General features: G+C 67.0%; 19 protein-coding genes. 14 read left to right on the top strand and 5 right to left on the bottom strand.

The genetic code is table 11. The features are described from left to right. Positions 1-28: 28 nt before the first annotated feature. From glpK to Q5Z10_RS18715, 3 genes are all read right to left on the bottom strand, one after another. Positions 29-1,528, bottom strand: coding sequence for a glycerol kinase GlpK (glpK, locus tag Q5Z10_RS18725; protein WP_303636856.1), 1,500 nt, complete (start codon positions 1,526-1,528; stop codon positions 29-31). 536 nt (positions 1,529-2,064) lie between these two features. Next, the gene (gene glpD / locus Q5Z10_RS18720) at positions 2,065-3,546 is read right to left on the bottom strand and encodes a glycerol-3-phosphate dehydrogenase (RefSeq protein ID WP_303636855.1); all 1,482 of its coding nucleotides are present in this window, start codon (positions 3,544-3,546) and stop codon (positions 2,065-2,067) included. A 132-nt stretch (positions 3,547-3,678) separates the two neighbouring features. After that, complete coding sequence (locus tag Q5Z10_RS18715) at positions 3,679-4,314, bottom strand: OmpW/AlkL family protein (protein WP_303636854.1); 636 nt, start codon at positions 4,312-4,314, stop codon at positions 3,679-3,681. Positions 4,315-4,456: 142 nt separating this feature from the next. Here Q5Z10_RS18715 and Q5Z10_RS18710 point away from each other — a divergent pair, with 142 nt between their 5' ends. From Q5Z10_RS18710 to lpdA, 3 genes are all read left to right on the top strand, one after another. After that, positions 4,457-5,017 (top strand): DNA-deoxyinosine glycosylase, encoded by a 561-nt coding sequence (locus Q5Z10_RS18710; protein WP_303636853.1) that lies wholly within the window; start codon positions 4,457-4,459, stop codon positions 5,015-5,017. Positions 5,018-5,184: 167 nt separating this feature from the next. Continuing rightward, positions 5,185-6,915: a dihydrolipoyllysine-residue acetyltransferase gene (gene aceF, locus Q5Z10_RS18705; RefSeq protein WP_303636852.1), complete on the top strand. Its 1,731-nt coding sequence runs from the start codon at positions 5,185-5,187 to the stop codon at positions 6,913-6,915. A gap of 106 nt (positions 6,916-7,021) precedes the next feature. After that, the gene (gene lpdA / locus Q5Z10_RS18700; RefSeq protein WP_303636851.1) at positions 7,022-8,830 is read left to right on the top strand and encodes a dihydrolipoyl dehydrogenase; all 1,809 of its coding nucleotides are present in this window, start codon (positions 7,022-7,024) and stop codon (positions 8,828-8,830) included. A gap of 254 nt (positions 8,831-9,084) precedes the next feature. On the opposite strand, the gene Q5Z10_RS18695 is transcribed toward lpdA, so the two are convergent. Continuing rightward, a complete protein-coding gene (locus Q5Z10_RS18695) occupies positions 9,085-9,903 on the bottom strand; it encodes a hypothetical protein (RefSeq protein WP_303636850.1) in 819 nt (272 codons plus the stop codon). Positions 9,904-10,406: 503 nt separating this feature from the next. On the opposite strand from Q5Z10_RS18695, the gene Q5Z10_RS18690 reads away from it, so the two are divergent. From Q5Z10_RS18690 to Q5Z10_RS18650, 9 genes are all read left to right on the top strand, one after another. Beyond that, the gene (locus tag Q5Z10_RS18690) at positions 10,407-10,739 is read left to right on the top strand and encodes a hypothetical protein (RefSeq protein WP_303636849.1); all 333 of its coding nucleotides are present in this window, start codon (positions 10,407-10,409) and stop codon (positions 10,737-10,739) included. A 31-nt stretch (positions 10,740-10,770) separates the two neighbouring features. Continuing rightward, positions 10,771-11,559: a F0F1 ATP synthase subunit A gene (gene atpB / locus Q5Z10_RS18685; protein WP_303636848.1), complete on the top strand. Its 789-nt coding sequence runs from the start codon at positions 10,771-10,773 to the stop codon at positions 11,557-11,559. A 64-nt stretch (positions 11,560-11,623) separates the two neighbouring features. Beyond that, positions 11,624-11,926 (top strand): F0F1 ATP synthase subunit C, encoded by a 303-nt coding sequence (atpE, locus tag Q5Z10_RS18680; protein ID WP_025877367.1) that lies wholly within the window; start codon positions 11,624-11,626, stop codon positions 11,924-11,926. A gap of 114 nt (positions 11,927-12,040) precedes the next feature. Further along, entirely contained in the window at positions 12,041-12,511 is a 471-nt protein-coding gene (locus Q5Z10_RS18675; RefSeq protein ID WP_303636847.1) for a F0F1 ATP synthase subunit B, read from the top strand. A gap of 1 nt (position 12,512) precedes the next feature. Beyond that, positions 12,513-13,040 (top strand): F0F1 ATP synthase subunit delta, encoded by a 528-nt coding sequence (locus tag Q5Z10_RS18670; RefSeq protein ID WP_303636846.1) that lies wholly within the window; start codon positions 12,513-12,515, stop codon positions 13,038-13,040. A gap of 44 nt (positions 13,041-13,084) precedes the next feature. After that, positions 13,085-14,632: a F0F1 ATP synthase subunit alpha gene (gene atpA / locus Q5Z10_RS18665; RefSeq protein ID WP_303636845.1), complete on the top strand. Its 1,548-nt coding sequence runs from the start codon at positions 13,085-13,087 to the stop codon at positions 14,630-14,632. A gap of 81 nt (positions 14,633-14,713) precedes the next feature. Further along, on the top strand, positions 14,714-15,577 hold the full coding sequence (gene atpG, locus Q5Z10_RS18660) for a F0F1 ATP synthase subunit gamma (RefSeq protein ID WP_303636844.1): 864 nt from the start codon (positions 14,714-14,716) through the stop codon (positions 15,575-15,577). Between the two features lie 38 nt (positions 15,578-15,615). After that, positions 15,616-17,022: a F0F1 ATP synthase subunit beta gene (gene atpD / locus Q5Z10_RS18655; RefSeq protein ID WP_303636843.1), complete on the top strand. Its 1,407-nt coding sequence runs from the start codon at positions 15,616-15,618 to the stop codon at positions 17,020-17,022. 112 nt (positions 17,023-17,134) lie between these two features. After that, a complete protein-coding gene (locus Q5Z10_RS18650; RefSeq protein ID WP_006471332.1) occupies positions 17,135-17,557 on the top strand; it encodes a F0F1 ATP synthase subunit epsilon in 423 nt (140 codons plus the stop codon). A gap of 80 nt (positions 17,558-17,637) precedes the next feature. Here the strand turns inward: Q5Z10_RS18650 and Q5Z10_RS18645 are convergent, their stop codons facing one another. Further along, a complete protein-coding gene (locus Q5Z10_RS18645; RefSeq protein WP_303636842.1) occupies positions 17,638-18,021 on the bottom strand; it encodes a GtrA family protein in 384 nt (127 codons plus the stop codon). A gap of 81 nt (positions 18,022-18,102) precedes the next feature. On the opposite strand from Q5Z10_RS18645, the gene glmU reads away from it, so the two are divergent. Both glmU and Q5Z10_RS18635 read left to right on the top strand, forming a co-directional pair. Then, positions 18,103-19,470, top strand: a complete 1,368-nt coding sequence (gene glmU / locus Q5Z10_RS18640; protein ID WP_303636841.1) for a bifunctional UDP-N-acetylglucosamine diphosphorylase/glucosamine-1-phosphate N-acetyltransferase GlmU — start codon at positions 18,103-18,105, stop codon at positions 19,468-19,470. Beyond that, complete coding sequence (locus tag Q5Z10_RS18635) at positions 19,439-19,972, top strand: GNAT family N-acetyltransferase (protein ID WP_303636840.1); 534 nt, start codon at positions 19,439-19,441, stop codon at positions 19,970-19,972. Before glmU ends, Q5Z10_RS18635 begins: the two co-directional genes overlap by 32 nt. Positions 19,973-19,981 lie beyond the last annotated feature (9 nt).

The raw sequence follows: 19,981 nt of genomic DNA, 5'->3' as shown, positions 1-19,981 counted from the left end.
CGCCGGGCATGGCCCGGCGCTACCCCCCTCAATCGACGTGGAAGGCGAGGGTGGCGGCAACGGCCTGCTGCCACCCTGCGTACAGTCTCTCGCGCTGGGCCGCCGCCATCTGCGGCGCGAAGCGCCGATCCAGGCCCCATTGCGCCGCGATCTGCTCGCGGCTTTCCCAGAAACCGACCGCCAGCCCGGCCAGGTAGGCCGCACCCAGTGCGGTGGTCTCGGTCAACCGTGGCCGCAGCACCGGCACGCCCAGGATGTCGGCCTGGAAGCCGGCCAGGAAATCGTTGCTGATCGCCCCACCATCGGCGCGCAGTTCACTCAAGGCGATGCCCGCATCGGACTGCATCGCATCGAGCACGTCGCGGGTCTGGTAGGCCATCGCCTCCAGTGCTGCGCGCACGAAGTGGGCCTTGCCGGTGCCCCGGGTCAGGCCGAACATCGCCCCGCGTACATCGCTGCGCCAGTAGGGCGCGCCCAGGCCGACGAACGCCGGTACCAGGTAGACGCCGGCGCTGTCCGGCACCTGTGCGGCCAGCGCCTGGCTGTCGCTGGCGCGGCCGATCATCTGCAGGCCATCACGCAGCCACTGCACCACCGAGCCGGCGATGAAGATCGAGCCTTCCAGGGCGTATTCCACCTTGCCATCCAGGCCCCAGGCGATGGTGGTGAGCAGGCCGTTGCGCGAGCGCACCGCCTGCGTGCCGGTGTGCATCAGCATGAAACAGCCGGTGCCATAGGTATTCTTGACCATGCCCGGCTGGAAACAGGCCTGGCCGAACAGGGCGGCCTGCTGGTCGCCTGCGATGCCGGCAATCGGGATCGGGTGGTCGAAGAAGAACTGCGGGCGGGTGTGCGCATATACCGCGCTGGAGTCGCGCACCTGCGGCAGCATCGCGCGCGGGATGTCGAGCAGGGCCAGCAGCTCGTCGTCCCACCCCAGGGTATGGATGTTGAACAGCAGCGTGCGCGCGGCATTGCTGTAGTCGGTCACGTGCGCCTGGCCGCCGCTGAGGTTCCACACCAGCCAGCTGTCGATGGTGCCGAACAGCAGTTCACCACGCTCGGCGCGCTGCTGGGCGCCTTCCACGTGGTCCAGGATCCAGCGCACCTTGGTGGCTGAGAAATACGCATCGATCAGCAGCCCGGTGCGCTCGCGGATCAGCGCTTCGTGGCCATCGGAGCGGAGCCGCTCGCAGATCGCCTGGCTTTGCCGCGACTGCCAGACGATGGCGTTGTGGATCGGCTGGCCGCTGGCGCGGTCCCAGACCACGGTGGTTTCACGCTGGTTGGTGATGCCCAGGGCGGCGATGTGCCGCGGATCGATCTGCTCGCGGCTGAGCAGTTCGGTCAGTGTGGCGTACACGCTGGTGAGGATCTCGCGCGGATCGTGCTCGACCCAGCCCGGCTGCGGGAACAGCTGCGCGAATTCGCGCTGCGCGCTGCCGACGATGTCGCCGGCGCGATCGAACAGGATGGCGCGGGAACTGGTGGTTCCCTGGTCGATGGCCAGCACGTAACGGGGCGTCATGCAGCGTCTCCGGTAGCGATGGGGTGATCGTAATGCATCGGCCACGATCCGCCGGGCATGGCGCGGCGCTACCGGGGCCGCGACGAATGCAGGTAGCCCGGGGCCATGCCCCGCGAGCGCGCAGCGCGGCGCTTCCGGCGTGCCGCCGGGCACGGCCCGGCGCTACCGGGGCCGCGACGAATGCAGGTAGCGCGGGGCCATGCCCCGCGAGCGCGCAGCGCGGCGCTTCCGGCGTGCCGCCGGGCACGGCCCGGCGCTACCGGGGCTGCGACGAATGCAGGTAGCGCGGGGCCATGCCCCGCGAGCGCAGCGCGGCGCTTCCGGCGTGCGACCGGGCACGGCCCGGCGCTACCGGGGCCGCGACGAATGCAGGTAGCGCGGGGCCATGCCCCGCGAGCGCGCAGCGCGGGCTTCGGCCACGATCCGCCGGGCGTGGCCCGGCGCTACCGGGCCGCGACGAATGCAGGTAGCGCGGGGCCATGCCCCGCGAGCGCGCAGCGCGGCGCTTCCGGCGTGCAGCCGGGCACGGCCCGGCGCTACCGACCCTGCATCCACGCCTGCAGCCGCGCCACCTGCGTCGCGTCCAGCCGCAGCCCCAGCTTGCTGCGCCGCCACAGCACGTCTTCGGCGCAGCGTGCCCACTCATGGTCGCGCAGGAATGCCACTTCGCGCGCATGCAGGCCGCCGCCGAACGCCTCGCCAAGATCATCCATGCCGCGCACCCCCTGCAGCAGCGCCGCGCTGCGGCTGCCGTAGGCCCTGGCCCAGCGCTGCGCGGTGTCCGGCGCGAGCCAGGGCGCCAGCGCCTGCAGGCGTGATCGCGCCTGCCCGGCATCGCCCCAGTCGCTGCCGGGCAGCGGGTCGCCGGATGCCGTCCACGCCGCCCCCATCTGCGGCAGGTAGGGGCGCAACAGGTCCAGGGCCTCCTCGGCCAGCACGCGGAACGTGGTCAGCTTGCCGCCCAGCACGTGCACGGCCGGCGCGGCGCCATCGTGCAGCTGCAGCCGGTAGTCGCGGCTCAGCTTCGCCGCCTGCGGGTCGGGGTCGGCCAGCAGTGGGCGCACGCCGGCGAACTGCCAGACCACCTCAGCGCGCGACAGCGGTTCGCGCAGGTAGCGGTTGGCCGCCGTGCACAGGTAGTCCACTTCCGCCGGCAGCACATGGCAGCGTGCCGGATCGCCGCGGTAGTCGGTATCGGTCGTGCCCACCAGCAGGTGGTCATCGGCGAAGGGCAGCAGGAACACGACGCGGCCATCGGGCTGCTGCAGCAGGCACGCATCGTCGCCCGGCCAGGGACGACGCAGCACGATGTGGCTGCCCTGCACCAGGCGCAGGGCAGGGCCACCGCTGCGCGCATGCATGCGTTCGAGCAGGCCGCCGGCCCACGGCCCCGCGGCATTGACCACCGCGCGCGCGCTCAGCGTCTGCGGGTGGCCCGCGCGGTCCTGCAGGTGGACCTGCCAGCGCCCGGCTGCCGGTCGCAGCTCCACGCAGCGGGTGCCGGTCAGGATGCGTGCGCCGCGCCGCGCGGCATCCAGCGCGGTGAGCACCACCAGGCGCGCATCGTCCACCTGTGCGTCGGCGTAACTGAAGGCCTGCCGCAGGTGAGGCGACAGCAGCGCGCCCAGCGGGTCCCTGCCCAGGTCGATCGCGCGCGATGCCGGGAACGCGGCACTGCGGCGGCCCAGCGTGTCGTACAGCCAGAGCCCGGCACGCAGCATCCAGCGCGGGCGCAGGTGCGGTTCCCAGGGCAGCACGAAGCGCAGCGGCCGCACCAGGAAGGGGGCCTGCCGACGTACCACCTCGCGTTCGCCCAGTGCCTTGCGTACCAGCCCGAACTCACCCTGTTCCAGATAGCGCAGGCCGCCGTGGATCAGTTTGCTGCTGGCGCTGGAGGTGTGCGCGGCCAGATCGTGCTGTTCGCACAGCAGCACCTTCAGGCCGCGGCCACTGGCATCACGGGCGATGCCGGCACCGTTGATGCCACCGCCGATCACCAGCAGGTCGATGTCGTCCATCGCGCCTCCGCCTCCCGTGTGTGTGTGCGTAGAGTCGACTGTGAGTCGACTCTACCGTCAGCGGGTGACGGAAACGACGACGGGCCCCGCAGGGCCCGTCGCATTACCGCAGTGACGCAGGTGCTGCCTGGATCAGAAGCGGGCACCGATGCCGAAGCCGACGGTCCACGGATCCATCTTGGCTTCACCGATCTTCTCGCCACCGACCTTCACGTCCGGGCGCGAGCGCATGTAGCGGGCGTCGGCACGGGCGAACCAGGTCGAGTTGATGTTCATGTCCACACCGACGGTGCCGATCACGCCCTTGGCATCCTTCAGGCGGATGTCCGAGCTGCTGCCATCAGCCAGCGTTTCGTTGCTGAAGGCCGACTGGAAGTAACCCACGCCCACGAACGGACGGAACACGTTGTCGGCCTGGCCGAAGTGGTACTGGCCGCTCAGGGCCACCGGCTGCTGCTCGACGCTGCCCAGGCGGGTGTTGCCCGGACCCTTCACGCGGTGGTCGAACTTGTCGGCGGCGCCCCACAGCTCAACGGCCCAGTTGTCGTTGATGTAGTAGCTGAAGCTCACGGTCGGCGCCGGGCCGCCGTCGACCTTCTTGATGCCGTCGATCGGGTCATTCTTCGGCTGCAGCAGCGAGACGCCGCCAACCACGGCAAAATGCTTGCCCGAAGCGGTGTCGGTGGTGCTGCTGTCCTGCGCGAAGGCAGCCGGTGCGAACGCGGCGGAGGTCAGCAGGGCGAGACTCAGGATACGGATGGAGCGCATGGGGGAATCTCCTGTTGTTTCTTGTTTTTGGGCCCCCGGTTGCGGGGCGAGCACACCGTAGTCGCCCCAACATGAATCGAATCCGACGCGCGTTAAAAAATAGTTGCAGTTGTTCAGCGAACAGCGCGGGAGACCTGTTTTCATGGGCTTTTCCGCGATCCACGATATTCATGCAGTTGGAGGCAATGTGAGCGAAAGCACCCTGTGCACCGGTCTGCCCGCGCAGGTGAATGCGAACTGCCGCGTGCTGCTGCTCGGTTCGATGCCGGGTATCGCATCACTGCAGGCGCAGCAGTACTACGCGCATCCGCGCAACCGTTTCTGGCCGCTGCTGGCCGGACTGTGCGGTTTCGATGCGGCGCAGCCCTACCGGCAGCGCATGCAGGCGCTGCTCGGCGCCGGCGTTGGCCTGTGGGATGTGATCGGCCAATGCCAGCGCCGCGGCAGCCTGGACGCGGATATCGTGCGCGGCACGGAAGTGGCCAATGCGCTGCCCGAACTGATCGCCGGCCTGCCTGACCTGCAGCTGATCGGCTGCAACGGAGCGGCGGCGATGCAGGCGTTCCAACGCCGGGTCATGCCGCAGCTGGCGCGGGCACCGACGGTGCTGGCACTGCCGTCCACCAGCCCGGCCAACGCCGCGTGGTCCCTGCCGCGGCTGCGCCAGGCCTGGCAGCCGGTGGCCGTCGCACGGGCGACATGAAGCGGACATCGGCAGGACAATACGCTACCCACTGGAGCCGCCGGCGACCCATGGGCAACAGCGTGTCCCGGCTGCGTGCGTACTGAAAACACCTGTAACGGTTGGCGCTGGACCGCGCTGGCCGCACAATAGACGTTTCCCTACACCAGATTGCCGGAGTTCTCCCCATGGCCGAAATCAAGGAAGCACGTGTCCCCGATATCGGTGACTACAGCGATATCCCGGTAATCGAGGTGCTTGTTGCCGTCGGCGATACGGTGAAGAAGGACCAGGGCCTGGTCACGCTGGAAAGCGACAAGGCGACCATGGAAGTACCGTCCTCGGTGGCCGGCGTGGTCAAGGAACTGAAGGTCAAGCTCGGTGACACCCTGTCCGAAGGCAAGGTCGTGGCGCTGATCGAAGTGGCCGAAGGCGAATCCGCGCAGCCCGCTGCTGCCCCGGCTGCCGCTGCCGCTGCCCCGGCTCCGGCCAAGGCGGCAGCCCCGGCACCGGCCGCTCCGGCGGCCCAGCCCGCCCCGGCCGCTGCGGCCAGTGGTGGTGCGGTGGAAGCCCGGGTGCCGGATATCGGCGACTACAGTGGCATCCCGGTCATCGAAGTGCTGGTCGCCGTGGGCGATACGGTGAAGAAGGACCAGGGCCTGGTCACGCTGGAAAGCGACAAGGCGACCATGGAAGTGCCGTCCTCGGTGGCCGGCGTGGTCAAGGAACTGAAGGTCAAGGTCGGCGACAACCTGTCGCAGGGCGACGTGGTGGCGATTATCGCGTCTGAAGGCGCTGCCGCCCCGGCCCCGGCCCCGACCCAGGCGGCGGCTGCAGCGGCCCCCGCCGCTGCCGAGACCGCAACCAAGGTCGAGCCGGTTGCCGTGCCCGCGCAGCCGGACAAGCTGGCGGCCCGCGAGATGGCCAGCGCGCCGTCGGCCGGTGCGCCGAGCAGCCCGCCGGTGCAGTTCAATGCCGACGGCGTGCTGCCGGCCAAGGTGCCCTACGCCTCGCCGGTGGTGCGCGTGTTCGCCCGCGAGCTTGGCGTGGACCTGCTGCAGGTCAGCGGCACCGAAAAGGGTGGCCGCATCACCAGGGCCGACGTGCAGAAGTTCGTCAAGGCCGCGCTCAGTGGGGGTACCCCGGCCGCTGCCGGCGGCACCGTGGCCGCCGGGGGTGGCCTGAACCTGCTGCCGTGGCCGAAGGTCGATTTCAGCAAGTTCGGCGACGTCGAAGTGCAGCCGCTGTCGCGCATCAAGAAGATTTCGGGTGCGAACCTGGCCCGCAACTGGGCCATGATCCCGCACGTCACCCAGTTCGAGCAGGCCGACATCACCGACCTGGAAGGCCTGCGCGTGGCGCTGAACAAGGAGAACGAGAAGGCCGGCATCAAGCTGACCATGCTTGCCTTCCTGATCAAGGCCAGCGCCGCGGCGCTGAAGAAGTTCCCGGAATTCAACGCCTCGCTGGATGCCAGCGGCGAGAACCTGACCCTGAAGAAGTACTTCAACATCGGCTTCGCTGCCGACACGCCGAACGGCCTGGTGGTTCCGGTCATCCGCGATGTCGACAAGAAGGGCGTGGTGCAGATCGCGCAGGAAACCGGCGAACTGGCCAAGAAGGCGCGCGACGGCAAGCTGGGCCCGGCCGACATGAGCGGTGGCTGCTTCTCGATCAGCTCGCTGGGCGGCATCGGTGGCACCGCGTTCACCCCGATCGTCAATGCACCGGAAGTGGCCATCCTCGGCGTCTCCAAGTCGTCCATCCAGCCGGTCTGGAACGGCAAGGAATTCGCACCGAAGCTGATGCTGCCGCTGTCGCTGAGCTACGACCACCGCGTCATCGATGGCGCCCTGGCCGCACGCTTCACCACGTACCTGTCGCAGGTACTGGCCGACATGCGTCGCGTGCTGCTGTAAGGCACCGCTTCGCCCCCACCGTGCGGCCGCTGCCTGCTGGCGCAGCCGCGTGAACAGATGCAGTGACAGCCTGCCGGCCACGCCGGCGGGCACGAGGAAAACCACCATGGCCACGATTGAAATCAAGGTTCCCGACATCGGCGATTACAGCGATGTGCCGGTGATCGAAGTGCTGGTCGCCGTCGGCGACACGGTGAAGAAGGACCAGGGTCTGGTGACCCTGGAGTCGGACAAGGCCACCCTGGAAGTGCCGTCCTCGGCCGCAGGCGTGGTCAAGGAGCTGAAGGTCAAGCTGGGCGACACCCTGTCCGAAGGGGCCGTGGTCGTGCTGCTGGACACCGAAGGCGCCGCCGACGCCCCGGCCAAGGCGGCTGCGCCGGCCCCTGCGGCCGCCGCCCCGGCCAGCAAGCCGCCGGTGACCCCGTCGCACCGCGCCCCGGCCGAGCCGGCCGCACCGAAGCCGGCGCTGTCCAGCGGCAAGCCGGCCGACATCGAATGCGAGATGGTCGTGCTGGGCTCGGGCCCGGGCGGCTACACCGCCGCCTTCCGTGCCGCCGACGTCGGCCTGGACACGGTGCTGGTCGAGCGTTACGCCAGCCTCGGCGGCGTCTGCCTCAACGTCGGCTGCATTCCGTCCAAGGCCCTGCTGCACGCCGCAGCGGTCATCGACGAAGTGGCCCATGCCGGTGATTTCGGCGTCGAGTTCGGCAAGCCGACCATCACCCTGGACAAGCTGCGCCAGTACAAGGAAAAGGTCGTCAACCAGCTGACCAAGGGCCTGGCCGGCATGGCCAAGCAGCGCAAAGTCCGCAACGTGCAGGGCGTCGGCAAGTTTGTTTCGGCCAACGAACTGGAAATCACCGCCGCCGACGGCAGCACCCAGCTGCTGCGCTTCCAGAAGTGCATCATCGCCGCCGGTTCGCAGGCGGTGAAGCTGCCCAACTTCCCGTGGGACGACAAGCGCGTGATGGATTCCACCGACGCGCTGGAGCTGGCCGACGTGCCGGGCTCGCTGCTGGTCGTCGGCGGCGGCATCATCGGCCTGGAAATGGCCACCGTGTATGGCGCGCTGGGCAGCAAGGTCACCGTGGTCGAGTTCATGGACCAGCTGATGCCGGGCGCCGACAAGGACCTGGTCAAGCCGCTGGCCGACCGCCTGAAGAAGCAGGGCATCGAAGTCCACCTGAAGACCAAGGCGTCGGGCGTCACCGCCGATGCCAAGGGCATCACCGTGACCTTCGAAGCCGCCGAGGAAGGCCAGACGCCGGCCCTGGCGCAGGGCACCTTCGACCGCGTGCTGGTGGCCGTGGGCCGCTCGCCGAACGGAAAGAAGATCGATGCCGAGAAGGCCGGCGTGCAGGTCACCGAGCGCGGCTTCATCCCGGTTGATCGCCAGATGCGCACCAACGTGCCGCACATCTTTGCCATCGGCGACATCGTCGGCAACCCGATGCTGGCCCACAAGGCCACGCACGAAGGCAAGCTGGCCGCCGAAGTGGCTGCCGGCCACAAGAAGGAGTGGGTCGCCCGCGTGATTCCGTCGGTGGCCTACACCAACCCGGAAATCGCCTGGGTTGGCGTGACCGAAACCGAAGCCAAGGCCAAGGGCCTGAAGGTCGGCGTGGCCAAGTTCCCGTGGGCCGCCAGCGGCCGCGCGATCGGCATCGGCCGTACCGAGGGCTTCACCAAGCTGATCTTCGACGAAGAGACCCACCGCATCATCGGTGGTGCCATCGTCGGCGTGCACGCCGGTGACCTGCTGGCCGAGATCGGCCTGGCCATCGAAATGGGTGCCGAAGCCGAAGACATCGGCCACACCATCCATGCCCACCCGACGCTGAGCGAGTCGGTGGCGATGGCGTCGGAGATCTACGACGGCACGATCACCGATCTGTACATGCCGAAGAAGAAATAACGCGCTCGCGCGCTGTAGACGAAGAACCCGGCGAACGCCGGGTTTTTTGTTGCCTGAAGATGGCATGAGGCTTCGGTTGCCGTTGTGGCGAGGGTCGTGGCCGCGCCGCGGGTGGCGGGCACAGCCAGCCCCCGACACACCATCAGCCACCCGTTCGACCCACCAACAGTGCACGGAAACACAAAAAAACGCGGCGCCTGGTTGCCCGGGCGCCGCGTTGGAGAGAGAGAGAGAGAGAGAGAGAGCGGTAACGCTTAGAAGCTGACGCTGATACCGGCCACCGGGCCCTTGAATTCCTGCTTCAGGCCGATGGTGCCATCGCTGCCCTTCTTGTCGGCGTCCAGCTTGAACCAGTCGTAGCCGGCGAACACGCCGAAGTTGTCGGTGAAGCGGTAATCGACGATCGCGTTGGCGCGGCTGAGGTCGCCCTTGTAGTCATCGAAGCTGCCCCAGCGGGTGTTCAGGTACTGGCCCTGCAGGGTGATCATCCACTTCTCCGACGGCGTGAAGCTCAGCCGCGCGCCAACCACCGGCGCCACGCCGTCGGTCTTCTCGTCCAGGAACTGGCCTTCATACAGGGTGCCCAGATCGGCATAGCCCTTGGTGCTGACCTTGGCGTACTCGGCACCCAGCTGCAGGCCGAGGTCGAACGTTTCGGTGTCCACCACCGAGTAGTCGTACACCAGGCTGGCGACCTGGTACTTCAGTTCGGCCTTGACGAAGCTGTCGGCCGGCACGTTGACGTTGCCGAAGGAGATGTCCTGGCCCAGCGTCTCGCGGCGGTCCTTGTCGTACTTGAAGTAGTTGAACAGCAGGCGCTGGCGGTTGCTGATGCGGAACATGCCGTCGATGCGCGGCTCCCATTCCTTGCCGCCCAGCTTGAAGTCCTCGGAGAAGCCGATGTCCTGGCCGGCGACGGTGGTATTGCCGCGCAGGGTGTTGTCCGAGTCGATGTTCATGGCACCCAGGCGCAGCGCGAAGCGGTCATCGCCCTCCGCGGCGCGGGCGCCGTCGGCATGGAACGCGCCAGCGGCAAGCAGGGAGAGGGCGAGCAGGGTGGGTACGGAGCGCATCGAAGAGTCCTTGCAGTGGTTCATCGGAATGAAGGCCACTGTGCCGGACGTCCGCGTCCACCATGCGTGAACGTATGGTCCACGCGATGTGGACGGTTCAGCGCGGTCACGCCCGTGCAAAGAATCAAGAAGATGGCCCCGGAGCGCGGCTTCGGGGCCATCGTGGGACCTGCAGGGCGAAGCGTCGACGAGGTTGCTGCGGGCAGGTCGCAAGGTCGGACCGGGCCGCCGCCGGAAAGTTCCGCGGGGTTCGACCAAAGTTCAATGCGTTGCAGCGCAGCATCGTGTGGACGTCATTGTCCCCCCGATGGTCCGCAAATTTCCTGCCCATACCGCAACTTGCACTGTTCCGGTATGAACAGGCAGCGGTTGTCTCGCAAATTGTCCCATTGCTATAATTTGGCGGCTCGATGAGGCCCCCCCTGCTTTAGCCGCCTCAGCCATTCACTTGCAACCACGCGGGACGTCCTGTGCTGAACTCCGTAGAAACGGGTCGGCGACTGATGCTGCGCGCCGCGGTCTACCCGCTGGCCGCAGTGGCTGTCCTGGCTCTGGCCTTCCTGCTGGTCGGGCCGAACTATGCCCTCGGTGCCCTGGCATCCGGCGTGGCGGTCTCGGCAGGTGGCTGGGTGGCGGCCCGGATGGCACTGGGCGGTGGTGCGCTGGGCGCCGGTTCGGCGATGGCGCGCCTGATCGTCGCGGTGGTGGCCAAGTGGGTACTCGTTTTTGGTGTCCTGGTGGTGGGGTTCGTGGTCTTCAAGCTGCCTGCATTGGCGCTGTTGGCCGGTATCGCCGTCGGGTTGATGTTCCAGGTCCTGGCCATGGCCAGGCGCTAATCGAATTCATTTAACTTAAGGTTCCGGACACATGGCAGGCGAGGCGCTTACTCCCACCTCCTACATCCAGCATCACCTGCACAATCTGACTGCAGGTCATGGCACCCCGTGGGCAATCCACGTGGACACGCTGGTGACCTCGCTGCTGATGGGCCTGGTGATGGTCGTCGCCTTCTGGATGGCGACCCGCAAGGCCACTGCGGGGGTGCCGGGCAAGTGGCAGGCCTTCGTCGAGATCTGCCTGGAGTTCGTTGACCGCCAGGCCAAGGACACCTACCACGGCACCAGCAAGCTGGTGACCCCGATCGCGATCACGATCTTCTTCTGGATCCTCCTGATGAACCTCATCAAGATGATCCCGGCCGATTTCATCGCCAAGCCGCTCGAACTGATGGGCGTGCCGTACTGGAAGCCGGTCCCGACCGCCGACGTCAATGCCACGCTGGGCATGTCGATCAGCGTGTTCTTCCTGATGCTGTTCTTCGCGCTGCGCTCCAAGGGTATTGGTGGCTTCACCAAGGAATTCCTGACCGCGCCGTTCGGCAAGTGGATGATGCCGTTCAACCTGATCCTGAACATCGTCGAGTGGCTGAGCAAGCCGATTTCGCTGGCGATGCGACTGTTCGGCAACATGTTCGGCGGTGAAATCGTGTTCCTGCTGATCTGGGTGCTGGGCGGTGCAGGTATCGCCGGCATGTTTGCAGGCGCGTTCGCCGGCTTCGGCTGGATGCTGTTCCACCTGCTGGTGATCCCGCTGCAGGCCTTCATCTTCATGATGCTGTCCATCGTGTACCTGAGCCTGTCGGAAGACGCTCACTGAGTTTCGCTTCACCCTTCATCCGTTTGTTTCTAAACCCTTAGCAATCAAGTTCCTGGAGAAAACCATGTACTTCGCCGTCCTGACCAATCTCGCCCAAGTTCAGAGCTCCACCGTCCTCGCCGTCGGCATCATGATCGGCCTGGCCGCGCTGGGCGCCGGTCTGGGTCTGGCCATCATGGCCGGTAAGTTCCTGGAGTCGGCCGCGCGCCAGCCGGAACTGATCCCGGTCCTGCAGGTCCGCATGTTCATCACCGCCGGCCTGATCGACGCCGCCTTCATCATCTCGGTCGCCGTGGGCCTGCTGTTCGCCTTCGCCAACCCGCTGGTCGGCGAGTTCGTCTCGCGCCTGCCGGCGATCGCTGGCTGATCCAGCGAAAGTGAAACGACCGGGCGCCTCCGGCGCCTGGTCGCGGATGAAGGTTCGGAGGCGCCGCCCGTGTGGCGGCGCATCCATCCCGTCACAACCGACTGAGCGAACCCCATGGATATCGGTTTTACCCTCATCGCCCAGGCCCTGGCCTTTGCCGCCCTGATCTGGCTCATCGCGACCAAGATCTGGCCGCCGCTGATGAACGCGATCGAAGAGCGCCAGCAGAAGATCGCTGAAGGCCTCGCTGCTGCCGACCGCAGCCAGAAAGATCTGGCCCAGGCGCAGGAAAAGGTCAATGAAGCGCTGAAGGAAGCCCGCACCAAGGCCAACGAGATCATCGACCAGGCCCACGCGCGCGCCAACCAGATCGTCGACGCGGCCCGCAACGAAGCGGTTGCCGAAGCCACCCGTCAGAAGGATCTGGCCCAGGCCGAAATCGACGCCGCCGCCAACCGTGCCCGCGAAGATCTGCGCAAGCAGGTGTCCGCGCTGGCCGTGACCGGTGCCGAAAAGCTGCTCAAGCGCGAAATCGACGCCAACGCCCACAAGGCGCTGCTCGACGAGCTGGCCTCGGAGATCTGAGATGAGCCAGGCCCTCACGCTTGCCCGCCCGTACGCCCGCGCCGCGTTCGCGACCGCGCGTGACGAAGGCGCGTTCGCGCCGTGGTCGGACGCCCTGGCGTTCTCCGCCCACGTCGCCGCCGACCCGCGCGTGGCGGCCCTGCTCGCCAACCCGGAGCTGGGTCGTGACGACGCCGTCGCCCTGCTGGCGCCGGACACCCACGGCGAGACCTACTCGCGCTTCCTGGCCGTGCTGGCCGAGTCGCATCGTCTGCCGCTGCTGCCGGAAATCGCTGGCATGTTCGACGCCCTGCGCGCCGAGGCCGAACACGTGGTGAAGGCCACGGTGACCTCCGCGGCCGAGCTGTCGGTTGCCGAACTGGACGCGATCAAGGCCGCGCTGCGCAAGCGCTTCAATCGCGAGGTCGAGGTGACCACCGCGGTCGATGACTCGCTGATCGGCGGCGCCGTCATCGACGCCGGCGACGTGGTCATCGATGGTTCGCTGAAGGGCAAGCTGGCCCGTCTGCAGACCGCGCTCGCTAACTGAATTCATTTAACGTCCGGCCCCGCTGCCGGCACTAGGACTTGACGATGGCAACCACGCTCAACCCCTCCGAAATCAGCGAACTGATCAAGAACCGCATCGAGAAGGTCAAGCTGGCCGCGGAATCGCGCAACGAAGGCACCGTGACCAGCGTGTCCGACGGCATCGTGCGCATCTTCGGTCTGGCCGACGTGATGCAGGGCGAAATGATCGAACTGCCGAACAACACGTTCGCCCTGGCCCTGAACCTGGAGCGCGACTCGGTCGGCGCCGTGGTGCTGGGTGACTACGAGCACCTGCGCGAAGGCGACGTGGCCAAGACCACCGGTCGCATCCTGGAAGTGCCGGTCGGTCCGGAACTGCTGGGCCGCGTCGTCAACGCGCTGGGCGAGCCGATCGACGGCAAGGGCCCGCTGGGTACCGACCTGACCGCTCCGGTCGAGCGCGTTGCCCCGGGCGTGATCTGGCGCAAGTCGGTCGACCAGCCGGTGCAGACCGGTTACAAGTCGGTCGATGCCATGATCCCGATCGGCCGTGGCCAGCGCGAGCTGATCATCGGCGACCGCCAGACCGGCAAGACCGCGATGGCCATCGATGCGGTGATCAACCAGAAGGGCACCGGCATCAAGTGCGTGTACGTTGCGATCGGCCAGAAGGCGTCGACCATCGCCAACATCGTGCGCAAGCTGGAAGAGAACGGCGCGCTGGCCCACACCATCGTGGTGGCCGCGACCGCTTCCGAATCGGCTGCCATGCAGTACATCAGCGCCTACTCGGGCTGCACCATGGGTGAGTACTTCATGGACCGCGGCGAAGACGCGCTGATCGTGTACGACGATCTGTCCAAGCAGGCCGTTGCCTACCGCCAGATCTCGCTGCTGCTGAAGCGCCCGCCGGGCCGTGAAGCCTACCCGGGTGACGTGTTCTACCTGCACTCGCGCCTGCTGGAACGCGCTGCCCGCGTGTCCGAGGAGTACGTCGAGAAGTTCACCGAAGGCAAGGTCACCGGCAAGACCGGTTCGCTGACCGCGCTGCCGATCATCGAAACCCAGGCCGGCGACGTCTCGGCGTTCGTTCCGACCAACGTGATCTCGATCACCGACGGCCAGATCTTCCTGGAAACCGATCTGTTCAACGCCGGCATCCGCCCGGCCGTGAACGCCGGTATCTCGGTGTCGCGCGTCGGTGGTTCGGCCCAGACCAAGATCATCAAGAAGCTGTCCGGCGGCATCCGTATCTCGCTGGCCCAGTACCGCGAGCTGGCGGCGTTCGCGCAGTTCGCCTCGGACCTGGACGAAGCAACCCGCAAGCAGCTGGAGCGCGGTCAGCGCGTGACCGAGCTGATGAAGCAGAAGCAGTACGCGCCGATGTCCATCGCCAACCAGGCGCTGTCGATCTACGCGGTCAACGAGGGTTACCTCGACGACGTGCCGGTCAACAAGCTGCTGGCGTTCGAAGAAGGCCTGCACGCCCACTTCGCCAACACCCAGGGCGAGCTGGTGAACAAGGTCAACGCCACCGGCGGCTGGGACAACGACATCGAAGGCGCCTTCAAGAAGGGCATCGCCGAGTTCAAGACCACCGGCAGCTGGTAACAGCGCATGGGGAACGGGGCCTGGCCCCGTTCCACCGTTGAACAACGCGGGGCAGCAGCCCCGCGCCACGGGAAACAAGAGATGGCAAGCGGACGCGAAATCAAAACCAAGATCAAGAGCGTGCAGAACACCCGCAAGGTGACGCGCGCCCTGGAAATGGTCTCGGCCTCCAAGATCCGCAAGGCGCAGGATCGGATGAAGACCTCGCGTCCGTACGCGCAGGCGATGAAGCAGGTGATCGGCCACCTGGCCCAGGCCAGCACCGACTACCAGCATCCGTTCCTGGTCGAGCGCGAGCAGGTCAAGCGGGTCGGTTTCATCGTGATCTCCTCCGATCGCGGCCTCGCCGGCGGCCTCAACAACAACCTGTTCCGCAGGATGCTGGGCGAAGCCAAGGCATGGCAGGACAAGGGTGCGGAAGTGGACCTGGTGACCATCGGCCAGAAGGCATCGACCTTCTTCCGCCGGGTCAAGGTCAACATGGTCGGCAGCGTGACCCACATCGGCGACCAGCCGAAGCTGGAATCGCTGATCGGTGTGATCAAGGTCATGCTCGACGCCTTCACCGAAGGCAAGGTCGACCGCGTGTACCTGGTCTACAACCGCTTCGTGAACACCATGACGCAGAAGGCCAGCTTCGATCAGCTGCTGCCGCTGCCGCCGGCTGAGAAGCAGGTCGCACACCACGACTGGGACTACCTGTACGAACCCGATGCCGCGACCGTGCTCGAGCACGTGATGACGCGTTACATCGAATCGCTGGTGTACCAGGCACTGCTGGAAAACGTCGCCTCCGAACATGCCGCACGCATGGTCGCGATGAAGGCGGCGAGCGACAACGCCAACAAGCTGATCGGCACCCTGCAGCTCGTCTACAACAAGGCGCGCCAGGCAGCGATCACCCAGGAAATCTCCGAAATCGTCGGCGGCGCGGCAGCAGTCTGACCGCGTTCGTTCAAAGCACACATTTAGAGGATGCAGCAATGAGTCAGGGCAAGATCGTTCAGATCATCGGCGCGGTCGTCGACGTCGAATTCCCGCGTGAGTCGGTGCCGAAGGTGTACGACGCACTGAAGGTCGAAAACACCGAGATCACCCTCGAAGTCCAGCAGCAGCTGGGCGACGGCGTGGTGCGTACCATCGCCCTCGGTTCCACCGACGGCCTGAAGCGCAACCTGGTCGCCGTCAACACCAACCGCGGCATCTCCGTGCCGGTTGGCGCCGGCACCCTGGGCCGCATCATGGACGTGCTCGGCCGTCCGATCGACGAAGCCGGCCCGGTGGCCGCCAGTGACAACTGGGAAATCCACCGTGCGGCCCCGTCGTACGAAGACCAGTCCCCGGCCACCGAACTGCTGGAAACCGGCATCAAGGTCATCGACCTGATGTGCCCGTTCGCCAAGGGCGGCAAGGTCGGCCTGTTCGGCGGCGCCGGCGTCGGCAAGACCGTCAACATGATGGAGCTGATCAACAACATCGCCAAGGCGCACAGCGGTCTGTCCGTGTTCGCCGGCGTGGGCGAGCGTACCCGTGAGGGCAACGACTTCTACCACGAAATGAAGGACTCCAACGTCCTGGACAAGGTGGCGATGGTGTACGGCCAGATGAACGAGCCGCCGGGCAACCGTCTGCGCGTCGCCCTGACCGGCCTGACCATGGCCGAGTACTTCCGTGACGAGAAGGACGAGAACGGCAAGGGCAAGGACGTGCTGCTGTTCGTCGACAACATCTACCGCTACACCCTGGCCGGTACCGAAGTGTCGGCACTGCTGGGCCGCATGCCGTCCGCCGTGGGTTACCAGCCGACCCTGGCCGAGGAAATGGGCGTCCTGCAGGAGCGCATCACCTCGACCAAGAATGGCTCGATCACCTCGATCCAGGCCGTCTACGTTCCCGCGGACGACCTGACCGACCCGTCGCCGGCGACCACCTTCGCCCACCTGGACTCGACCGTCACCCTGTCGCGTTCGATCGCCTCGCTGGGTATCTACCCGGCCGTCGATCCGCTGGACTCCACCAGCCGCCAGATGGACCCGCTGGTCATCGGCCACGAGCACTACGACACCGCCCAGCGCGTCCAGCAGACCCTGCAGAAGTACAAGGAACTGAAGGACATCATCGCCATCCTGGGCATGGACGAACTGTCCGAAGAAGACAAGCAGGCCGTGTCGCGCGCCCGCAAGATCGAGCGCTTCTTCAGCCAGCCGTTCCACGTGGCCGAAGTGTTCACCGGTTCGCCGGGCAAGTACGTGCCGCTGAAGGACACCATCCGTGGCTTCAAGGCCATCGTCGATGGCGAGTACGACCACCTGCCGGAGCAGGCGTTCTACATGGTCGGCGGCATCGAAGAAGCGGTCGAGAAGGCCAAGAAGATGGCCGAGAAGGCCTGATGCGGCAGGGACGGGCAGCCGCCCGTCCCGACCGTGACACGGGGTGGGCCTGCGCCCACCGCTGCGGAATCCCTGCGGTGGGTCACACCCGCCCCCTAGCGAAGAGAGTTACATGAGCACCATCCGTTGCGACATCGTCAGCGCCGAGCAGGAAATCTTCCGTGGCGAAGCGACCCTGGTCGTGGCCACCGGTGAGCTGGGCGAGCTGGGCATCGCGCCCAAGCACGCACCGCTGATCACCCGCCTGAAGCCGGGCAAGGTGGTGGTGACCACGCCGAACGGCGAGCAGCTGGACTTCGCCATTTCCGGCGGCATCCTCGAGGTGCAGCCGCAGGTGGTGACCGTGCTGGCCGACACCGCGATCCGTGCACAGGACATCGACGAAGCCTCGGTCCGCAAGGCCAAGGAAGAAGCCGAGCGCATCCTGGCCAACCGTGGCGAAGCCATGGAAATTGCCGAAGCCCAGCAGAAGCTGGCCGAAGCCGTTGTCCAGCTGCAGGCCCTCGAGCGCCTGCGCAAGACCCTCAAGCACTGAGGGTCAGACGACACCTGCAGAAACGCCGGCCATGTGCCGGCGTTTTTGTTTCCGGCCCGCGCAGGCCCTGCTGCGGCCGGTCAGCGGTACACGACGCAGCGCAGCAGCAGGAACGATACGACGGCCAGCACGCCTTCCACCAGCGGCTTGGCCGCCCACGCGTAGCGCAGGCCCAGTGCGTGGTCGGCAGCGGCGACCAGCAGCGTGCTGGCTGCGGTGAGCAGCAGCCACAACGGCAGGAAGCGCGCGAAGCGACGCCAACCCAGGCGCTGTCCCTCGGCGTCGGCGAAGGTGATGCGGCCATTGAGCCAGAACCCCAGCAGCATCCCGGCCACGCGGCCGGCGATGTTGGCCGGTGCCACCGGCAGCCCCAGCGCCGTGCTGCTGACCAGCACCAGCCAGTCCAGCATCAGCTGAAGCAGGCCGACAACGAAGTAGGAACGACCTTGGCGGAGCAGGCTCATGGCGGGCGCGTGCGGTGGGAGTCCCATGTTAACGGCCCGCGTTCTAGAATCAGCGCCATCGAACGCTGTGGATTACCGCCCATGACCCAACCCCTGCACGTGATCATCCTGGCCGCCGGCGCCGGCAAGCGCATGAAGTCGGTGCTGCCGAAGGTGCTGCAGCCGATCGCCGGTCAGCCGATGCTGGCCCATGTGATCGCCACCGCGCGTGAGCTGCAGCCGGCGGCCATCCACGTGGTGTACGGCCACGGCGGCGAGGCGGTGCGCCAGCGCTTCGCCGACCAGCCCGACCTGCTGTGGGCCGAGCAGGCCCAGCAGCTGGGCACCGGCCATGCGGTGGCGCAGGCCATGCCGGCGGTGCCCGATGCCGCGCAGGTGCTGGTGCTGTACGGCGACGTGCCGCTGATCCGTGCGCAGACGCTGCGCGAGCTGCTGGAACAACCCGGCCGGCTGGCGGTGCTGGTGGCCGAGATGGACGATCCCACCGGCTACGGCCGCGTGCTGCGCGATGCCGAAGGCAAGGTCGGCGCGATCGTCGAGCAGAAGGACGCCGACGATGAACAGCGCCGTGTGCGCATCATCAACACCGGCATCATCACCGCCGAATCGACCGCGCTGCGTCGTTGGCTCTCGCAGCTGTCCAACAGCAACGCACAGGGCGAGTACTACCTGACCGACGTGTTCGCCTTCGCCGCACGCGAGTACACCCCGGCGGAGATGGCGCTGGTGGCCGACGCGCAGGAAGCGGAAGGTGCCAACGATCCCTGGCAGCTGTCGCAGCTGGAGCGGGCCTGGCAGCGCCGTGCGGTCCGTGCGCTGTGCGCCCAGGGCGCACGCGTACTGGACCCGGCACGGCTGGACATCCGTGGCGAGGTGATCGTCGGCAGCGACGTGCTGATCGATGTCGACGTGATCCTGGAAGGCAGGGTGGTGCTGGGCGATGGCGTGACCATCGGCCCGTTCACCCGGCTCAAGGACGTGACGCTGGGGGCGGGGACCGAAGTCCGCGCGCACTGCGATGTGGAGGGCGTGGTGAGTGAGGGCGCGGCCCAGATCGGTCCGTTCGCGCGCCTGCGCCCGGGTACCGTGCTGGCCGATGGCGTGCACGTGGGCAACTTCGTGGAAACCAAGAAGGTGACCCTGGGCGTGGGCAGCAAGGCCAACCACCTGACCTACCTGGGGGATGCGGTGGTCGGCAGCCGGGTCAACATCGGCGCGGGCACCATCACCTGCAACTACGACGGCGTGAACAAGTCGACCACCACCATCGGCGACAACGCCTTCATCGGTTCCAACAGTTCGCTGGTGGCGCCGTTGCTGATCGGCGAAGGTGCGACGATTGCTGCAGGTTCGGTGATTACCCGCACTGCGCCCGATGGCAAGCTGACGGTGGCGCGTGCACGACAGGAAACCATCGATGGCTGGCATCGCCCGGTCAAGAAGTCCTGAGCCCCGGCTCGCGCGCGCCGACGAGCTCGGCGCGCTGCTCCGCATCGAACAGCGTGCCGGCGAACTGCTGAAGGGCCACCCGGCCTATCCGGTGTTTGCCGGCCACGGCCTCGACCTGCCGACGTTGCAGGAGGGCCTGCAGCGCGGACAGCTGTGGGTGGTGGATGGCACCGGGGGCGGGCTTGCCGGCTACCTGCTGGGCGGGGTGCTCGATGGCGATTTCCATGTGCTGCAGATGGACGTGGATCCCAGCCATGCGCGGCGGGGTTACGGGCGAGCGTTGCTGCAGCATGCGCTGGCCGCGTCCAAGGCACAGGGCTATCCGGCGGCGGTGCTGACCACGCTGTCCGACGTGCCGTGGAATGCGGCCTTCTACGCCAGCGAGGGCTTCGTTGCAGTGCCGGCGGGCGGGTGGCCGGCCGGGCTGCGGGCGGTGATGGCCGAGGAAGCCGCGCTGGGCTTCCCGATGCACCTGCGGGTGGCGATGCGGCGAGTGCTGTAGCAACGTCTC

It is taken from the genome of Stenotrophomonas sp. 704A1, from assembly GCF_030549525.1.
GTDB classification, from domain to species: Bacteria; Pseudomonadota; Gammaproteobacteria; order Xanthomonadales; family Xanthomonadaceae; genus Stenotrophomonas; species Stenotrophomonas tuberculopleuritidis.
This window is presented reverse-complemented; position numbering and strand designations above follow the sequence as displayed.